The sequence below is a fragment of the Micromonospora sp. KC721 genome (assembly GCF_004348355.1).
In the GTDB taxonomy this organism is placed as follows: Bacteria; Actinomycetota; Actinomycetes; order Mycobacteriales; family Micromonosporaceae; genus Micromonospora.
Genome location: NZ_SMJY01000137.1, coordinates 1 through 16,473, shown reverse-complemented (window position 1 = coordinate 16,473; position 16,473 = coordinate 1). Strand labels below are relative to the sequence as shown.

Sequence of the window (16,473 nt, the reverse complement as noted above, 5' to 3'; positions counted from 1 at the left end):
GTCACCCCCTCGCCGACCATGCTGCCCACGCCGGGGGCGGACTGGACCACGAAACCCCTGGTGCTCCCCGGCGGCTGGGTGGTGACCAGGGCGCAGGTAGAAGGTGGCTCGGGTACGGGCATGCTGCTCGACCGAGGCCGAGGCCGCTACTTCCGAACCGACCGCTACGACGGCATCTTCCCGGCACCCACCGGTTCGCTCGTCGCGGTCAGGGACCTGGACCGGCCCCGGGACATCGGCCTATTCGACCTGGCGAGCGGGAAAACCCGCTGGTACGAGGTGGGCCGAGCGCTCTCCGTCCCACAATGGTCTCCGGACGGCCGACGGCTGCTGTTCACCACCCACCAAGTCGATTATTTCGGCGGCTTCATAATCATGGAGACGGACGGCACGAAACAGAGACATCTGCCGGAGCGACTGGGCTGCACCGACTTCTGCGAGTTCACCTGGACGCGGGACGGTCGGCACGTCGCCCTGCCGCAGACCGTGGGGTCGCACGACGAGTCACGGCGGCACGCCCGCTTGGGCGTGCAGCTCTTCTCGGCGGACGACGGGCGGCGCACCCGGTTCGTACCGATGCCCGGTGACCCGGCCGGCCCGTGGGCCTGGTCGCCGGATGGCACGCGCGTGGTCGTCCAGGGCCAGCAGGAGCCACTGCTCGTCGAGACAACCACCGGCCGGGTGCTCAATCCGCTGCCCAGCGCCGACGTGGCGTGGGTCACCGACGACCGGCTGCTCTACCGCCGCCCGCTCGGGTCCAACGACTTCGTACTCGCCGACCCGACCGGGCGGGAGCTGATCCGCCAGCCGCTGCCCCGGCAGCTGGTCGACTTCGAGGTGGCCGTCGCGCCCCGCTGACGATTCAACCAGCCCGTCTTCTTGCGCACCGCCGATACCGTGCCGGGCATGGCCACGGGGACCATCATCTTCCTGATCATCGGTGCGGTCGGTGTCGGCGTGCTGGCGCTCGCGCTGCTCGGCGGCGAGCTGCTGCACTTCGGTCACCCCGACGTCGACGGTCCGGTTTCCCTCGAGGTCGTCGCCGGGTTCCTCGGCGCGTTCGGCTTCGGCGCCGCCATCGTCAACGAGCTGGTCGGTGGGCGTACCCCGGTCATGGTCGGGGCGGCGGCGGCCGGGGGCGCGCTGGCGGCGGTGCCGGCCGCGTGGCTGGCGGCCCGACTCAGCCGGGCGGCGCGTAACATGCGGACCGACCCCACCCCCACCCGTGACCATCTGGTCGGCGCGATCGGCCTGGTGGTCACTCCGGTGCCCGTCGACGGCTACGGCGAGGTCCGGCTACGCGTCGCCGGCCAGCCGGTGAAGCTCAACGCCCGCGCAGACCGTCCAATCCCGATCGGCGCGCAGGTCTTCGTGGTCGAGGCGCTGAGCGAGACCAGCGTGCACGTCGAGACCTACTGAACCCCCTCACAAAGAAACAGGACGGTCACATGCCCCTTCTCTTCGCCATCGGCGGCGCGGTCCTCCTCGTCCTCGTTCTCGTCTTCTTCGTGCTCTCCCGGATCAAGGTCGCCGGCCCGAACGAGGCGTTCATCGTCACCGGGCGCAAGGGCCGCACCACCCAGACGGCCGACGGCGGCCGGTCCACCGACATGTCCGGCCAGAAGGTCGTCCTCGGTGCCTCGGTGTTCGTGCTGCCGGTGGTGCAGAAACTCCAGTCGTTGGACCTGTCCAGCCGTCGGATCGACGTCGGCATCCGGGGCGCGGTCAGCAAGCAGGGCATCCGCACCGACCTGCACGGTGTGGCGATCGTCAAGGTGGGCGGCACCGAGGACGCCATCCGCGCCGCCGCCCAACGGTTCCTGCACCAGCAGGACGAGATCGACAACTTCACCCGGGAGGTGCTGGCCGGTGCGCTGCGCTCGATCGTCGGCCGGCTCACCGTCGAGGAGGTCATCCGGGACCGGGCGGCGTTCGCCAGCGCGGTCGCCGAGGAGGCCGAGCACTCGATGACCAACCAGGGCCTGGTGCTGGACACCTTCCAGCTCCAGGACATTCTGGCCGAGGGCTCCTACCTGCAGGATCTGGGTCGGCCGGAGGCCGCCCGGGTGCTCAAGGACGCGGCCATCGCCGAGGCCCGGGCCCGGCAGCAGGCCGAGCAGGAGCGGCTGCTGGCCGAGGAGGCGATCGCCGAGGCGAACCGGAACCTGTCGCTGAAGCAGGCCGCCATCCAGGCGGAGATCGACGCGGCGAAGGCGAAGTCGGCGGCGGCTGGGCCGCTCGCCCAGGCCGAGCGGGACCAGGCGATCCTCTCCGAGCAGCAGAAGGTGGCCGAGCGCAACGCCGAACTCAAGCAACGCCAGCTCGACACCGAGGTACGCAAGCCCGCCGACGCGGCCCGCTACAAGGTGGAGCAGGAGGCCGAGGCGGCCCGCAACGCGGCGGTGCTGAACGCCGACGCGCAGCGGCAGGCCACCATCGCCGCCGCCCAGGCCGCCGCCGAGCAGGCCCGGCTGACCGGTGAGGGCGAACGGGCCCGCCGGGCCGCGCTGGCCGAGGCGAACGCGATCGAGGGCGCCAAGGAGGGTGAGGCCGAGCAGCGCCGGCGCTCCGCGATCGCCGAGGCGGTCGAGCGGGAGGGCCAGGCCGAGGCCGCGGCGATCCTGGCCAGGGGGCAGGCGGAGGCGGACGCGATGGCCCGCAAGGCCGAGGCGTTCGCCGCGTACGGCGAGGCGGCCGTGCTGGATTTGCTGGTGAAGGTGCTGCCGCAGGTGGTCGAGGCGGCCAGCGCCCCGATCGGGGCGATCGACAAGATGACGGTGATCTCCACCGACGGCGCGTCGTCGCTGACGAAGTCGGTGGCCGGCAACGTGGCGCAGGGGCTCCAGCTCGGCAGCGACCTGACCGGCATCGACCTGGCCGGCCTGCTGGCCAGGCTGGGTGGCGCATCGTCGGCGGGCAACGGGAAGCCGCCGGTCGAGTCCAGCGCGGTCGAGACCCGCTGACAGGTACGACGACAGGGGTCGCCCGGAAGCTCCGGGCGACCCCTGTCGCGTCTGCCCGGTCCACCGGGACCGGCTCCGGATGCGGCAAACGGTGCCCCAGTGTGGGGCACCCCGGGTCAGGAGACGATGCCCTGCTCGCGGGCCCAGCGCAGCAGCTCCGCCTCGGCCTCGTCGCGGTCCAGCGGACCGCGTTCCAGGCGCAGCTCCTTGAGGTGCTGCCACGCCTTCCCGACCACCGGCCCCGGCGGCACACCGAGCAACTCCATGATCGCGTTGCCGTCCAGGTCGGGTCGGACCCGGGCCAGGTCCTCCTCGGCGGCGATCCGGACGATCCGCTCCTCCAGCGCGTCATAGTCGGCGGCGAGCTGCGCGGCCTTGCGCCGGTTGCGGGTGGTGCAGTCCGACCGGGTCAGCTTGTGTAGCCGGGAGAGCAGGTCACCGGCGTCGGTGACGTACCGGCGCACCGCCGAGTCGGTCCACTCGCCCCGGCCGTACCCGTAGAAGCGCAGGTGCAGGCCGACCAGCTTGGTGACCTGCGCGGTGACGTCCTTCGGATACCGCAGCGCCTTCATCCGGGCCTTGGTGAGCCGGGCGCCGACCACCTCGTGGTGGTGGAAACTGACCCGGCCGTCCGGGCCGACCGCCTTCGTGGCCGGCTTGCCCACGTCGTGCATGAGCGCGGCCATCCGCAGGACGAAGTCGCAGCCGTCGGTCTCGTACGACATCGCGTTACTCACCACGGTGAGGGTGTGCTCGTAGACGTCCTTGTGCTGGGCGTGCTCGTCGATCTCCAGCTTGAGCCCGGTCAGTTCGGGTAGGAACCGCTCGGCCAGCCCGGTGTCCACCAGCAGCCGCAGCCCGGTGATCGGGTCGGCCGCGCAGAGCAGCTTGGTGAACTCGTCGCGGATCCGCTCGGCGGTGATCCGGTCCAGGTCCGCCGCCATCCGGGTCATCGCCGCGCGCACGTCCGGGTGCACGGCGAAGCGCAGTTGCGCGGCGAAGCGGGCGGCGCGCAGCATTCGCAGCGGATCGTCGCCGAAGGACTCCCGGGGCGTGCCCGGGGTACGGATCACCTTGGCGGCAAGGTCCTCCACACCGCCGTACGGGTCGGTGAACCGGTGGTCGGGCAGGCTCACCGCCATCGCGTTGACGGTGAAGTCCCGCCGGCGCAGGTCGTCGGCGAGGCTGGTGCCGTACTCGACGACCGGGTTGCGGCTGACCTGGTCGTACGCCTCGGCGCGGAAGGTGGTGACCTCCAGCCGGAGCCCGTCGCGCTGGCAGCCGATGGTGCCGAACTCCCGGCCGGTCTCCCAGATCGACTCGGCCCAGCCCTTGACGATGCGGATCGTCTCGTCCGGGTGGGCGTCGGTGCAGAAGTCCAGGTCGTCGCCGAGTCGCCCGAGCAGGGCGTCGCGGACGGAACCGCCCACCAGGTGCAGCTCGTGGCCGGCGTGCGCGAACCTGCGGCCGAGCTCGTCGGCGACCGGGGAGACGCGGAGCAGCTCGGCGACGGCGTTGCGCTGCGCTGCGGTGAGTTCGCGGCGGTCGGCGGCGTGGGGAGCGGAGGCTTCGGACATGGGATCGCCAGCCTATCGGGCCGGGGCGCGATCCGATCCGCCGGGCGCGGGTATGCGGCCCCGGTTGACTATGGTCATGGCGTGCGGGCCGAAGCCGGTTTCGACGTACCCCTTGGAGGCTGGAGATGAGCGGCGGGCTCTACCGCAGCGCGAACGCCGCGCAGGGAGGCGGCCCGCGGCCGGGTGACGACGCCACCTTCATCTCGGCGGAGCCGCTGAACCAGCCGGGCGCGGAGGCCGCCGCGCCGCCGCAGGAGGTGGTGGCGGAGACGAGCGCCGCGGCGAACAGCGCGGTGATGGCGGTCGGCAGCCTGGTCAGCCGGGGTACGGGCTTCGTCCGCAACCTGATGATCGGCGCCGCCCTGGGCAACGCGGTCGGCGACGTCTACACCACCGCCCTGTTCCTGCCGAACCAGGTGTACGAGTTCCTGCTCGGCGGCGTGCTGACCAGTGTGCTGATCCCGGTGCTGGTACGCCGGCGCAAGACCGACCCGGACCGGGGCGAGGCGTACGCCCAGCGGCTGCTGACCCTCGCGGTGCTCGCGCTGGCCGCCGCCGTGGTGGTCGCCCTGGCGTTGGCCTCGACGCTGACCGCCATCTACGCCGGCGGCAAGGACGAGGCGTACACGGAACTGGTCACCGACCTGTCGTACCTGATGTTGCCGATGCTGTTCTTCACCGGCGTGAGCGCGCTGATCGCCGCGGTGCTGAACACCCGGGGTCACTTCGCCGCCCCGATGTGGGCGCCGATCCTCAACAACCTGGTGGTCATCGGCGTCTTCGGCGCGTACATCGTGGTCTACGGTGCCCGGGCGTTGCGGCCGGACCAGATGGACCTGGGGCGGATCCTGCTGGTCGGCGGCGGCACCCTGCTCGGCGTCGCGGTGCAGGCCGCCGGCCTGCTGCCCGCGCTGCGCAAGGTGGGTTTCCGGTGGAAGCTGCGGTTCGACTTCCGCGAGTTGGGGCTGCGGGAGCTGGCCCAGCTCGGCGGCTGGATGTTCTGCTACGTGGCGGTCAACCAGCTCGGCCTCTTCGTGGTGGTCAACCTGCTCACCCGGGCCGGTGGGGGGAAGAACGCCGGCCTGCTGATCTACAACAACGTCTTCCTGCTGTTGATGATGGCCCACGGCATCATCGCCGTGTCGATCATCACGGCGCTGATGCCCCGGATGAGCGCCGCCGCCGCGGACGGCCGGTTCCACGACGTCACCGCCGACCTGTCCCGGGGCACCCGCATGGTCACCGCGGTCCTCGCCCCGATCGCGGTCTGCTACGCGGTGCTGGCCGCGCCGATCTCGGTGGTGGTCTTCCGGTACGGCGCGTTCACCGGCGACAACGCGGTGGCCACCTCGACGGTGCTGCTGGTCGCCGCGGTGGGCCTGGTGCCCTTCGCGATCAGCCAGCTCTTCACGTTCGCCTTCTACGCGCTGCCGGACACCCGCACCCCGGCGCTGGTGAACATCCCGGTGGTGGCGCTGCGGGTGGCGCTCCAGGTCGGACTCTTCGTCGTCTTCTCACCCGTCTTCGCCGCGGCCGGCATGATGCTCGGCAACGCCCTCTCGTACGTGGCGGCGGCGGTGTTGTCGGCGATGCTGCTGCGCCCCCGGGTGGGGCGGATCGGGCTCGGTCGGATCATGCGGACGATGGGCAAGGTGGTTCTCGCCGCGCTTGGCGCGGCCCTGGTCGGCCTGCTGGTGGTCAGCCTGCTCCCCGGCGACCCGCAGGAGCTGAGCCGGTTCGAGGCGGTCGTGCAACTGGTGGTCGGCGGGGCCGTGATCGGGGTGACCTACCTCGGGCTGGCGACGGTGCTGCGGATCGGCGAGATCACCGAGGTGGTCGGCATGGTCCGGCGCAAGCTCGGCCGCTGAGCGGGCCCAGCGGACACACGCCACGGAGGGTGAACGAGGATCACCAGCCTGGGGACACGGCTGTGGATAACTCGGCATCTCCCCGCTCAGCTGCCGGAAAGTCCTGTGGATAACCATCCGTACGGCTGAGCATCGAGGGCCGTTCGGCGGGAACCCGTGCGGTGCCACCCGGGCCGCCACACCCAGGCCGGCCCCTGCGGTGGCTACTTGCGGTCAACCCGTAGATTGGCTAGTACATGTGCCAGCAACGTGGCTGACAACGGTCACAACCGGACGAGGTCGGCCACTTCCGGCACCTCGCCGTGTGCGGCGGGAAGATGACATGTCGGTACGACGGGCGGTCCGGGTAAGGTCGCACTGGACGGACCCGGCAGGTGGCCGACGCCCACGTCGACCCTCCGGCCGGTTCCTTCGAAGGCAGAGCGGGAAGCCAGATGCCCAGCAGCGCGGGTCCATCGATCGACACGATCACCGAGGGAGGACGGGTGACCCAGGTCGGCGAGGGTCAGGAGGCGGAGGAGTCCGCTCCGGTCATGACCTTCGGTGCTCCCACGGCCGGTGAGATCCTCGCCGAGCGGTACGAACTGGTCGAGCACATCAACAACGACAGCGCCGGGCGGCTCGTCTGGCGGGGGGTCGACGTCGTGCTGCGCCGACCGGTCGCGGTGGTGCTGCGCTACCCCGGCGGCGACTCCGCCACCGAGATGCTCCAGGCCGCCGTGGCCGCCAGCCGGGTCATCCACCCCAACCTGGTCGGCGTCTACGACGCGATCGACGAGAACGAGCGGGCCTACGTCGTCCGCGAGTGGGTCGACGGGCGTTCGCTGCGCGAACTGGTCGTCGAGGGTCCGCTGGACCCGGCCCGCGCCACCGCGATCGGCAACGCCGTGGCCAGCGCGCTCGCCTCCGTGCACGCCACCGGCATGGTGCACGGCAACGTCCACCCCGGCACCGTGATGATCAGCGACGACGGCCGGGTGGTGCTGGCCGACGCCCGCACCGACTGCGCCGACAGCCAGGAGAACGACGTCCGGGCGGTCGGCGGCATCCTCTACTTCGCACTCACCGGGCACTGGCCGCACGCGGAGGCACCGCTACGCGGCGCGACGGCGGGGCACGGCCGGGCGGGCATCGTGGACGCGGTCCGCGACGCCAGCGGCTCCATCGCCGCGCCCCGGCAGGTCCGCGCCGGGGTGCCGGCGTACCTCGACGACCTCACCATGGATTTGCTCGACGGCGAGATCGCCCCGCCCACCTCGGACGTGCTCGCCGCCGAACTGGGTCGCCTCGACGTCCCCGCCGAGGACCACTTCCTCGACCAGACCGGCACCATCCGGTTCACGGCGGACCCGGGCGACGAGCCCTCGCCGCTGGCCGCCGCCGGGGGCCGGAAGGTCGCCGTGGGCATCGCCGGCCTGCTGGCGGTCGCCCTGGTCGCTCTCCTCGTCGGCATCAGCGTCTTCGGTCGTGACGACGAGTCGCCCAGGACGCAGCCCGTGGCCGGCCCGTCGGCGAGCGCCCCGGCTTCCGGCGACGCCACCTCACCCGCCGCGCGAATCCGCCCGCTCACCATCGAGGACGTCCGGATCATCGACCCGGGCGGGGACCGCGGCGAGCTGCGCAACGCCGAGCGGGTGATCGACGGCGACGAGGACAAGGGCTGGGAGACCGCCACCTACCAGAACTCGGGCAAGTTCGGGAACCTGCCTGGCAAGACCGGCATGGGAGTCTGGATCGACCTGGGCGAACCGCATTCGGTCAAGTCGGTACGCGCGGTCCTCTCGTCCACCGGCGCCTCCGCCGAACTGCGGACCGGCAACGCCGACTTCCCGTCCACCTCCTCCGGCGACAGGCAGCTCGTGGCCGCCTACGCGGACCGGATCGGTCAGCCGTTCGAGGAGCACAACGGCACCACGATGACCTTCAACGGGTTCAACCCGGAGGAGAAGTACCAGTACCTGCTCTTCTGGATCACCGAGCTGCCGGAGAAGGAGAGCGGCGACGGCTGGAAGCTCGGCGTCCAGGAAATCACGGTCCAGGGGTCGTGAGCCGTCCGTCGCGGTCCCGGCACCACCTCGCACGGATGTGGTGATGATCGGGGGCGGGGGGCGGACGCCCGATCCGGTGGGCGGCAGCCTGCCGCCCACCGAGCTGCCGGCCGCGGAGCTGTCCGATCTCGAACTGCTCCGGGCCCACGTCGCCGGTGACCGGGCCGCCTTCACCGAGCTGTTCCACCGGCACCGCGACCGGCTCTGGGCGGTGGCGCTGCGTACCCTCGGTGACCGCGAGGAGGCCGCCGACGCCCTCCAGGACGCGCTCCTGTCCGCCCACCGGGCCGCCGCGCGGTTCCGGGGCGACTCGGCCGTCACCACCTGGCTGCACCGGATCGTGGTGAACGCCTGCCTGGACCGTATCCGTCGCCGACAGTCCCACCCGACCGTCCCGCTGCCCGACGGCACCCGCACCGAGGACGGTGCCGGTGGTGTCGAACCGGCCGCCCCGACCACCGACCACGACACCGCGCTGGTGGTCCGGGCCGCCCTGGCCACGCTCCCGGCCGAACAGCGGGCCGCGCTCGTCCTGGTGGACGTGCAGGGGTACCCGGTGGCCGAGGCGGCCCGGATCCTCGGCGTGGCCGAGGGGACGGTCAAGAGCCGCTGCGCCCGGGGCCGGGCCCGGCTGGCGGTACAGCTTGGGCACCTGCGGACCGGGGTCGACCCCGCCATCTCGGGTGCGCGCACCGACGGAAACGTGCCGGGGGTCACCACGGGGAACCCACGGGCCGCGGAGGGCGTCGGATCGGGGTCGGGGCGCTCCCGGCGGGATGCCAACCAGGAGGACACGTGACAACCGGGGAGTTCAGCGGGGTCGATCACGACCTGCTCGCCGACTACCTCGGCGGGTCGCTGGACGGCACCCCGGAGGAGGCCGTCGTCGCGCGGCGGGTCGCGGAGGATCCCGCCTGGGCCGACGCGTACGCCGCCCTGGCCACCGCGCTCGCCCGGGTGACCGCTGACCTCGCCGACCTCGCCGAACCGGCCCCGCAGATGCCGCTGGCGGTGGTGGACCGGCTCACCGCCGCTCTCGCCGGTGCGGGTCCGGCACCCGCCATGTCGGATCCGCCCGTCGGATCCGACGCTGCGGTACCCGATGACCCGTTCGACGCCGCCTGGTCGGGCGTCGCGGCGCAGCCTCCGTCCAACGCCGTGCGGGCCGACGGTCGGGTTCTGCCCGCCCAGGGCGGTCGCCCGACACCGCGTACCCCGGTTTCCCGGCGGGACGACGCGAGCGGGCCGGGGCGGCGGCGCCGCTGGACCCGGTTCGTCGCCCCGGTGGCGGTCGCCGCCGCCTCGATCGCCGTCATGGGGCTCGGCGTCGACCTGCTCGGACGCTCCGGCGCCGGAGATGGCGCCGACACGGCAGCCGGCGGCTCCGCCGCCCAACAGGCGGCGTACCGGGTGACCGACGCGCCGCAGCACAGCGGTGTCGACTGGACGCCGGAGACGCTGGCCGACGGCGCGCTGGCGAGCCTGCGTCCACTGGCCAGCCCACCCTCCGAGACCGCCCCGAACGAGAGCGCGGTGCAGGGCGGCCGGCTGGCCGGGCCTGGCAACCTGGACCGGCTCGGTGACCCGTCGGCACTGCACGCCTGCCTCGCCGAGGTCTCCGCCGCGCACGGGCAGGGGCCGATCGATCTGACGCTGGTCGACTACGCCTCGTTCCGAGGAGCGCCGGCGCTGGTGCTCCGGTTCGCCGACCCGACCGGGGATCGGTGGGTGTGGGTGAGCGGGCCCGAGTGCGGCGTGCCGGGGTCCGGCGCGGACACCCGCTACCAGGCGCGGGTAGGGTGATGCCGCGGTCACCGGTCCTCTGTTGCCGCGTGACGTGACCCACCGCGTGGTCGGCCCGGGAATCCGCGCTTCGTACGATGACGTTCTGCAAGTCAGTTGCCGGCGTGACTGAGTCGTCGGCACTCGGGATCGACATCGGTGCGCCGCCGATGCCGCACACACACATCGGGAGACGGCAGTGGACGATGTCCGCAACCTGATCATCATCGGCTCCGGGCCGGCCGGCTACACCGCAGCGGTCTACGCCGCGCGCGCCAACCTGAAGCCACTGGTCATCGAGGGTGTGCAGTCCGGCGGCGCGCTGATGACCACCACCGAGGTGGAGAACTTCCCCGGTTTCGCCGACGGCATCCTCGGCCCCGAGCTGATGGACAACATGCGCAAGCAGGCCGAGCGGTTCGGCGCGGAGTTCCTCACCGACGACGTCACCCGGGTCGAGCTGACCGACACCGGCAAGGTGGGTTCGGACGAGGTCAGCACCGTCTGGGTGGGTCAGACCGCCCACCGAGCGAAGGCCGTCATCCTGGCCACCGGTTCGGCCTGGCGCCCGCTGGGGGTGCCGGGAGAGCAGGAGTACCTGGGGCACGGCGTCTCGTCCTGCGCGACCTGCGACGGGTTTTTCTTCCGTGGGCAGCACATCGTGGTGGTGGGCGGCGGTGACTCCGCCATGGAGGAGGCCAGCTTCCTCACCCGGTTCGCCGAGTCGGTGACCATCATCCATCGGCGTGACTCGTTCCGGGCCAGCAAGATCATGGCGGACCGGGCACTCAGCAACGACAAGATCAAGGTGGAGTGGAACACCACTGTCGAGGAGATCCTCGGGGCGGACGGCAAGGTCACCGGCGTCCGGGTCCGCAACGTGCACAGCGGCGAGACCAAGGTGCTCGACGTGACCGGCGTCTTCGTGGCGATCGGGCACGACCCGCGCAGCGAACTCTTCCGCGACCAGGTGGAGTTGGACGACGAGGGCTACGTCAAGGTCCAGGCCCCCAGCACCCGGACCAGCATCCCCGGCGTCTTCGCCGCCGGCGACCTGGTCGACCACACGTACCGGCAGGCCATCACCGCCGCCGGCACCGGCTGCGCCGCGGCCCTCGACGCGGAACGCTTCATCGCCACGATCCAGAGCTGAACAATCGAGAATGAACTGAAGAGGAGAGGGTCTCAGTGGGAGCAACCAAGGTCGTCACCGACGCGAACTTCGCCACCGACGTGCTGAAGTCCGACAAGCCGGTGCTGGTGGACTTCTGGGCGGAGTGGTGCGGGCCGTGCCGTAAGGTCTCGCCGCTGCTGGAGGAGATCGCGGGCGAGATGGGAGACAAGGTCTCCATCGTCAAGCTCAACATCGACGAGAACCCGGAGACCGCCCGCGCCTACCGCGTGATGTCGGTCCCGACCCTCACCGTCTTCAAGAACGGCGAGCCGGTGCAGTCGATCGCCGGCGCCAAGCCCAAGGGCGAGTTGGTCCGGCTGATCGAATCCGCGCTCTGAGCTGCGCAGCAGGCGCGATCCCCGTACCCGATGGGTACGGGGATCGCGCCTTTCTGGGCTCTGGCCTGCGCGAACCGCCAACCTGGCCAGGACCGGCCACGGTAGGCTCCGTAAGCATCCGTTGGGCGCAGAGCGCCTTTCGCCGCAAGTCCCGGCCGGCGTGTCTGACGCGCCCCGCCAGCAGCAGAGGGGGTCGTGCGTGCGTCCGATCCGACCCGGTGACCGTGGACCGGCCGTGGCGGAGATCCGCAGGATCCTCACCGGCCTCGACCTGCTCCCCCCGTCGGCCGACGACACGTTCGACACGGCCACCGAACGCGCCGTGCGGGCCTTCCAGCAGTCCCGGGGGCTCAGCGTCGACGGACGGGTCGGCGCGGAGACCTGGCGGGCCCTGGACGCGGCACGCTGGCGGCTCGGCGCCCGCACCCTCTACCACGCGGTGCCCGAGCCCCTCTGCGGGGAGGACGTCCGATCGCTGCAGGAACGCCTGCTGGAGATGGGATACGACGCGGGCCGCGCCGACGCGATCTACGGCGTCCGCACCTCCCGTGCGGTGGCCCAGTTCCAACGCGAGGTAGGGCTGACGCCGGACGGCACCTGCGGGCCGCACACCATGAGCGCGCTGCGCCGGCTCGGACGCAAGGTGGTCGGCGGCCGACCGCAGTGGCTACGCGAGTCCGACGCGATCCGGCAGTCCGGACCGACCCTGGTCGGGCGGACGGTGGTCCTCGATCCCGGCCACGGCGGCACCGACCCCGGGGTGGTGGTGCCGGACGGACCGCTGCGCTGGACCGAGGCGGAGCTGGTGCACGACCTGGCCAGCCGGCTGGAGGGCCGGCTCGCCGCCGTGGGCGTCCGGGTGCAGCTCACCCGCGGCCCGGCCCCCGGCAGATGTCTGCCCGACACCGAACGGGCCCAGTTGGCCAACTCCCTCGGCGCGGACGTGTTCCTCTCGCTGCACACCGACGGGCACGCCAACCCCGAGGCGGAGGGGGTCGCCACCTACCACTACGGCACGGACAACGGGGTCACCTCCGCCACCGGGGAGCGGCTGGCCGGGCTCGTGCAGCGGGAGATCGTGGCGCGGACCGGGCTACGCGACTGCCGTACCCACGCCAAGGCGTGGGACCTGCTCCGGTTGACCAGGATGCCGGCGGTCCGGGTCGAGATCGGCTACCTCACCTCACCCCGGGACCGGGAACGGCTGATCGATCCGCGCTTCCGGGACCGGGTCGTGGAAGCGATCGTGGCAGCCGTGCAACGGATGTTCTTCCCGGTCGAACGGGACGTGCCGACCGGCTCGATCGACGTCAGCGAGCTGCGCGCGGTGGTGGCCGCCGGCGCGATGGCCGACTGAGGAGGGTACCGCCCTGCCCGTGCCGGGGCGCTGTCTTCCGCGCACGGCCCCGGGCGGCTCAGCCGGCGACGCCGTGGGTGGCCGGAGCCGGCCGGACCGGGCGCAGCAGCGTCTCCGGGCTCATCGAGCCGAGCAGCTTCTCCAGCGCGTACTCGACGTCCGACTTCCAGCTCAGCGCGGTCCGCAGCTCCAGGCGCAGCCGGGGGTAGCGGGGGTGCGGGCGGACCGTCTTGAAGCCCACCGACAGAAAGAAGTCGGCCGGAGCGACGCAGGCCCGGGTCGCCTCGCCCGCGTCGTCGCCGAACTTGGCGTCGCCGAACGCCTCGATCGCCTTGATACCCCGCTTGGTCAGATCGCGGGCGACCCCCTGGACGAGCATCCGGCCCAGGCCGCCCCCGGCGAAGGCCGGCACCACGTTCGCGGTCATCAACAGGGCCGCGTCGGCGGAGACCGGCGAGGTGGGGAAGGCCATCGAGCGGGGAACGTACGCGGGCGGGGCGTACATGACGAACCCGGCGGGCATGCCGTCGACGTACGCCAGCTTGCCGCAGGAACCCCACTCCAGCAGCGTCTGGGAGACCCATGCCTCCTTCTCCAGCCCCGGGTCGCCGGCGGCGCAGGCCCGGTCGGCGGAGACCGGATCCAGCTCCCAGTACACGCACTCGCGGCACGGGCGGGGCAGGTCTTCCAGGGTGTCCAGGGTCAGGCTGACCAGGCGTCGCGACATCGGTGGGCCCCCACAGTAGGCTCGGAGGTGGAACCGGCGCGGCAGACCGCCGTCCTGCCCCCCGACGAGCGATCGTACGCCGACCATCGGCTGTACGGGAGGGGACGCGCGAATGCGTATCCGAGCCGGGGTGCCGCCGGTCCGGGTTTTGGACGTACCCGAAATCACCAGCCCACGAGGGGCGAAGGCGGACTAGGATCGAGCGACCGGCGTCCCGCGCCGTCATGGTGGCCGGCACTGCGGGTACCCCAGCGGGCAGCAGCCCGACCGACACCCGATCGAGGTGATGTCATGACCGGCACGACGCTCGACGACTACACCGACCGGTACGCCCGGCGGGTCCGGGGGATGACCGCATCGGAGATCCGGGCACTGTTCGCGGTGGCCAGCCGGCCGGAGGTCGTCTCGCTGGCCGGTGGCGCTCCCTACATCGCCGCGCTGCCGCTGGACGCGGTCGGCGAGATGCTCGGCAAGCTCGGCTCGGAGCAGGGCGTCACCACCCTTCAGTACGGCATCGGCCAGGGCACCCTGGAACTGCGCGAGCGGATCTGCGAGGTGATGTCCCTCTCCGGCATCGACGCCTCCTGCGGTGCCTCACCGGAGGACGTGGTGGTGACCGTCGGCGGTCAGCAGGCGCTGGATCTGGTGGCCCGGCTCTTCCTGGACCCGGGGGATGTGGTGCTCGCCGAGGGCCCGACGTACGTGGGCGCTCTCGGGGTTTTCCAGGCCGCCCAGGCCCAGGTTGTACACGTGCCGATGGACGACGAAGGGCTGGTGCCGGAGGCGCTGGAGGTGGCGATCGCCGACCTGGCGCGCGCCGGCCGGCGGGTGAAGTTCCTCTACACCATTCCCACCTACCAGAACCCGACCGGGGTGACACTGAGCGAGGAGCGCCGCGAACGGGTGCTCGACATCTGCGAGCGCGCCGGGCTGCTGGTGGTCGAGGACGACCCGTACGGTCAGCTCGGCTTCGAGGGGGAGGCTCCCGCGCCGCTGCGGGCCCGTCGCCGCGACGGGGTCTTCTATCTGAGCACCTTCTCGAAGACCTTCGCCCCGGGGCTGCGGGTCGGCTGGATCCTCGCCCCGCACGCGGTCCGCGACAAGCTGGTGATCGCCAGCGAGGCGCAGATTCTCTGCCCCAGCGGGTACGCGCAGGCCGCCGTCGCCACGTACCTGTCCACCATGCCGTGGCGGCAGCAGCTGAAGGTCTACCGGGAGGTCTACCGGGAACGGCGGGACGCGCTGCTCACCGCACTGGAGGATCTGATGCCGGAGGGCACCACCTGGACGAATCCGGGTGGTGGCCTGTTCGTGTGGGCGACCGTGCCGGACGGGCTCGACGCCAAGGCGATGATGCCGCGCGCGATCGCCGCCCGGGTCGCGTACGTCCCCGGCACCGGCTTCTACGCCGACGGCTCCGGGGCCGGCAACATCCGGCTGAACTTCTCCTTCCCGCCGCCGGAACGGATCCGGGAGGGCGTCCGCCGCCTGGCCGGGGTGATGGAGCAGGAGATCGCCATGCGTCGGGTCTTCGGGCCGGTCACCGCGGCGAGCCGGCGCCGGCAGGGTGGGGCGGACGTGCCCGGCCCCGACTTGGCATGATTCGGGAATGGCTGACACCGCTGCCGACCACTCCCCGATGACCAGTCCAGCCCGCGGCGATCTGCACGTTCTCGTGCTCGCCGGTGGCCTCTCCTACGAGCGGGACGTCTCGCTGCGGTCCGGTCGCCGGGTGCTCGACGCGCTCCGCGCGATCGGCGTCGAGGCACAGCTGCGGGACGCCGACGTGGCGCTGCTGCCCGCGCTCGACGCCGACCCGCCGGATGCGGTGGTGATCGCGCTGCACGGCGCCACGGGTGAGGACGGTTCGCTGCGCGGCGTGCTCGACCTGTGCGGCGTGCCGTACGTCGGCTGTGACGCCCGTGCCTCCCGCCTCGCCTGGGACAAGCCGTCGGCCAAGGCGGTGCTGCGGGAGAACGGCATTCCGACCCCCGACTGGGTGGCCCTGCCGCACGACCGCTTCTCGGAACTGGGCGCGGTGGCCGTGCTGGACCGGATCGTGGACCGGTTGGGGCTGCCGCTGATGGTGAAGCCGGCCCAGGGCGGGTCCGGTCTGGGTGCCGCGGTGGTCCGGGACGCTGCGGCCCTTCCGGCCGCGATGGTGGGTTGCTTCGCGTACGACTCGACGGCGCTGGTCGAGCGGTACGTGTCCGGCATGGACGTGGCGGTCTCCGTGATCGACCTGGGGAACGGGCCGCAGGCCCTTCCGCCGGTGGAGATCGTGCCACGCAACGGCGTGTACGACTACGCGGCCCGCTACACCGCCGGCCGCACCACCTGGCACGCCCCCGCCCGGCTGGACTCCTCGGTCACTGCGACGGTGACCGAGGTGGCCCTGGCCGCGCACCGCGCGCTGGGTCTGCGGGACCTCTCCCGGGTCGACCTGATCGTCGACGTCGACGGTCGACCGCACGTACTGGAGGTCAACGTCTCGCCCGGCATGACCGAGACGTCGCTGCTGCCGCTCGCCATCCAGGCGGCCGGGCTGGACTTCGGAAAGGTGCTCGGCTCGTTGGTCGGACGGGCCGCCGCCCGGCCCTCCTGAAGCCAGCCTGTTTCCGCCCCGCCGAGTTCCCGCC

The 16,473-nt window shown here is 72.1% G+C and carries 14 protein-coding genes; 12 read left to right on the top strand and 2 right to left on the bottom strand.

The genetic code is table 11. The features are described from left to right. The 3 genes from E1182_RS21305 to E1182_RS21295 form a co-directional block, all read left to right on the top strand. On the top strand, positions 1-858 hold an 858-nt coding region (locus tag E1182_RS21305; RefSeq protein WP_132268110.1), incomplete at its 5' end, for a PD40 domain-containing protein. A 48-nt stretch (positions 859-906) separates the two neighbouring features. Further along, positions 907-1,419, top strand: coding sequence for an NfeD family protein (locus E1182_RS21300; RefSeq protein WP_132268108.1), 513 nt, complete (start codon positions 907-909; stop codon positions 1,417-1,419). Positions 1,420-1,448: 29 nt separating this feature from the next. Then, positions 1,449-2,963: a flotillin family protein gene (locus E1182_RS21295; protein ID WP_132268105.1), complete on the top strand. Its 1,515-nt coding sequence runs from the start codon at positions 1,449-1,451 to the stop codon at positions 2,961-2,963. 116 nt (positions 2,964-3,079) lie between these two features. On the opposite strand, the gene E1182_RS21290 is transcribed toward E1182_RS21295, so the two are convergent. Beyond that, positions 3,080-4,540, bottom strand: a complete 1,461-nt coding sequence (locus tag E1182_RS21290) for a CCA tRNA nucleotidyltransferase (protein WP_132268103.1) — start codon at positions 4,538-4,540, stop codon at positions 3,080-3,082. Between the two features lie 125 nt (positions 4,541-4,665). Between E1182_RS21290 and murJ the strand changes: the two genes are divergently transcribed. The 7 genes from murJ to E1182_RS21255 all read left to right on the top strand — a co-directional run bounded on the left by murJ (position 4,666) and on the right by E1182_RS21255 (position 13,107). After that, positions 4,666-6,408: a murein biosynthesis integral membrane protein MurJ gene (gene murJ / locus E1182_RS21285; RefSeq protein ID WP_132268101.1), complete on the top strand. Its 1,743-nt coding sequence runs from the start codon at positions 4,666-4,668 to the stop codon at positions 6,406-6,408. 434 nt (positions 6,409-6,842) lie between these two features. Beyond that, positions 6,843-8,456: a protein kinase family protein gene (locus tag E1182_RS21280; protein WP_132268099.1), complete on the top strand. Its 1,614-nt coding sequence runs from the start codon at positions 6,843-6,845 to the stop codon at positions 8,454-8,456. A gap of 43 nt (positions 8,457-8,499) precedes the next feature. After that, on the top strand, positions 8,500-9,255 hold the full coding sequence (gene sigM / locus E1182_RS21275) for an RNA polymerase sigma factor SigM (RefSeq protein WP_132268096.1): 756 nt from the start codon (positions 8,500-8,502) through the stop codon (positions 9,253-9,255). Further along, complete coding sequence (locus E1182_RS21270; protein WP_132268094.1) at positions 9,252-10,259, top strand: hypothetical protein; 1,008 nt, start codon at positions 9,252-9,254, stop codon at positions 10,257-10,259. Before sigM ends, E1182_RS21270 begins: the two co-directional genes overlap by 4 nt. Positions 10,260-10,437: 178 nt before the next feature. Continuing rightward, complete coding sequence (gene trxB / locus E1182_RS21265) at positions 10,438-11,391, top strand: thioredoxin-disulfide reductase (protein ID WP_132268091.1); 954 nt, start codon at positions 10,438-10,440, stop codon at positions 11,389-11,391. A 35-nt stretch (positions 11,392-11,426) separates the two neighbouring features. Beyond that, positions 11,427-11,750: a thioredoxin gene (gene trxA / locus E1182_RS21260; protein WP_132185265.1), complete on the top strand. Its 324-nt coding sequence runs from the start codon at positions 11,427-11,429 to the stop codon at positions 11,748-11,750. 199 nt (positions 11,751-11,949) lie between these two features. Continuing rightward, positions 11,950-13,107: an N-acetylmuramoyl-L-alanine amidase gene (locus E1182_RS21255; protein WP_132268089.1), complete on the top strand. Its 1,158-nt coding sequence runs from the start codon at positions 11,950-11,952 to the stop codon at positions 13,105-13,107. 58 nt (positions 13,108-13,165) lie between these two features. Here E1182_RS21255 and E1182_RS21250 read toward each other — a convergent pair whose 3' ends face one another. Beyond that, positions 13,166-13,834, bottom strand: a complete 669-nt coding sequence (locus tag E1182_RS21250; protein WP_132268087.1) for a GNAT family N-acetyltransferase — start codon at positions 13,832-13,834, stop codon at positions 13,166-13,168. Positions 13,835-14,125: 291 nt separating this feature from the next. On the opposite strand from E1182_RS21250, the gene E1182_RS21245 reads away from it, so the two are divergent. Both E1182_RS21245 and E1182_RS21240 read left to right on the top strand, forming a co-directional pair. Further along, positions 14,126-15,436 carry a PLP-dependent aminotransferase family protein gene (locus tag E1182_RS21245; protein WP_132268085.1) on the top strand — a complete coding sequence of 437 codons (1,311 nt, stop codon included), beginning with the start codon at positions 14,126-14,128 and terminating at the stop codon, positions 15,434-15,436. Positions 15,437-15,443: 7 nt separating this feature from the next. After that, the gene (locus E1182_RS21240; RefSeq protein WP_132268082.1) at positions 15,444-16,439 is read left to right on the top strand and encodes a D-alanine--D-alanine ligase; all 996 of its coding nucleotides are present in this window, start codon (positions 15,444-15,446) and stop codon (positions 16,437-16,439) included. The last annotated feature ends 34 nt before the right edge of the window (positions 16,440-16,473 follow it).

Bases quoted from the DNA above. Each gene is read 5' to 3' on its own strand.
- E1182_RS21300 (WP_132268108.1), top strand. From the start codon at position 907: ATGGCCACGGGGACCATCATCTTCCTGATCATCGGTGCGGTCGGTGTC.
- E1182_RS21295 (WP_132268105.1), top strand. From the start codon at position 1,449: ATGCCCCTTCTCTTCGCCATCGGCGGCGCGGTCCTCCTCGTCCTCGTT.
- E1182_RS21290 (WP_132268103.1), bottom strand. From the start codon at position 4,540: ATGTCCGAAGCCTCCGCTCCCCACGCCGCCGACCGCCGCGAACTCACC.
- murJ (WP_132268101.1), top strand. From the start codon at position 4,666: ATGAGCGGCGGGCTCTACCGCAGCGCGAACGCCGCGCAGGGAGGCGGC.
- E1182_RS21280 (WP_132268099.1), top strand. From the start codon at position 6,843: ATGCCCAGCAGCGCGGGTCCATCGATCGACACGATCACCGAGGGAGGA.
- sigM (WP_132268096.1), top strand. From the start codon at position 8,500: ATGATCGGGGGCGGGGGGCGGACGCCCGATCCGGTGGGCGGCAGCCTG.
- E1182_RS21250 (WP_132268087.1), bottom strand. From the start codon at position 13,834: ATGTCGCGACGCCTGGTCAGCCTGACCCTGGACACCCTGGAAGACCTG.
- E1182_RS21245 (WP_132268085.1), top strand. From the start codon at position 14,126: ATGACCGGCACGACGCTCGACGACTACACCGACCGGTACGCCCGGCGG.
- E1182_RS21240 (WP_132268082.1), top strand. From the start codon at position 15,444: ATGGCTGACACCGCTGCCGACCACTCCCCGATGACCAGTCCAGCCCGC.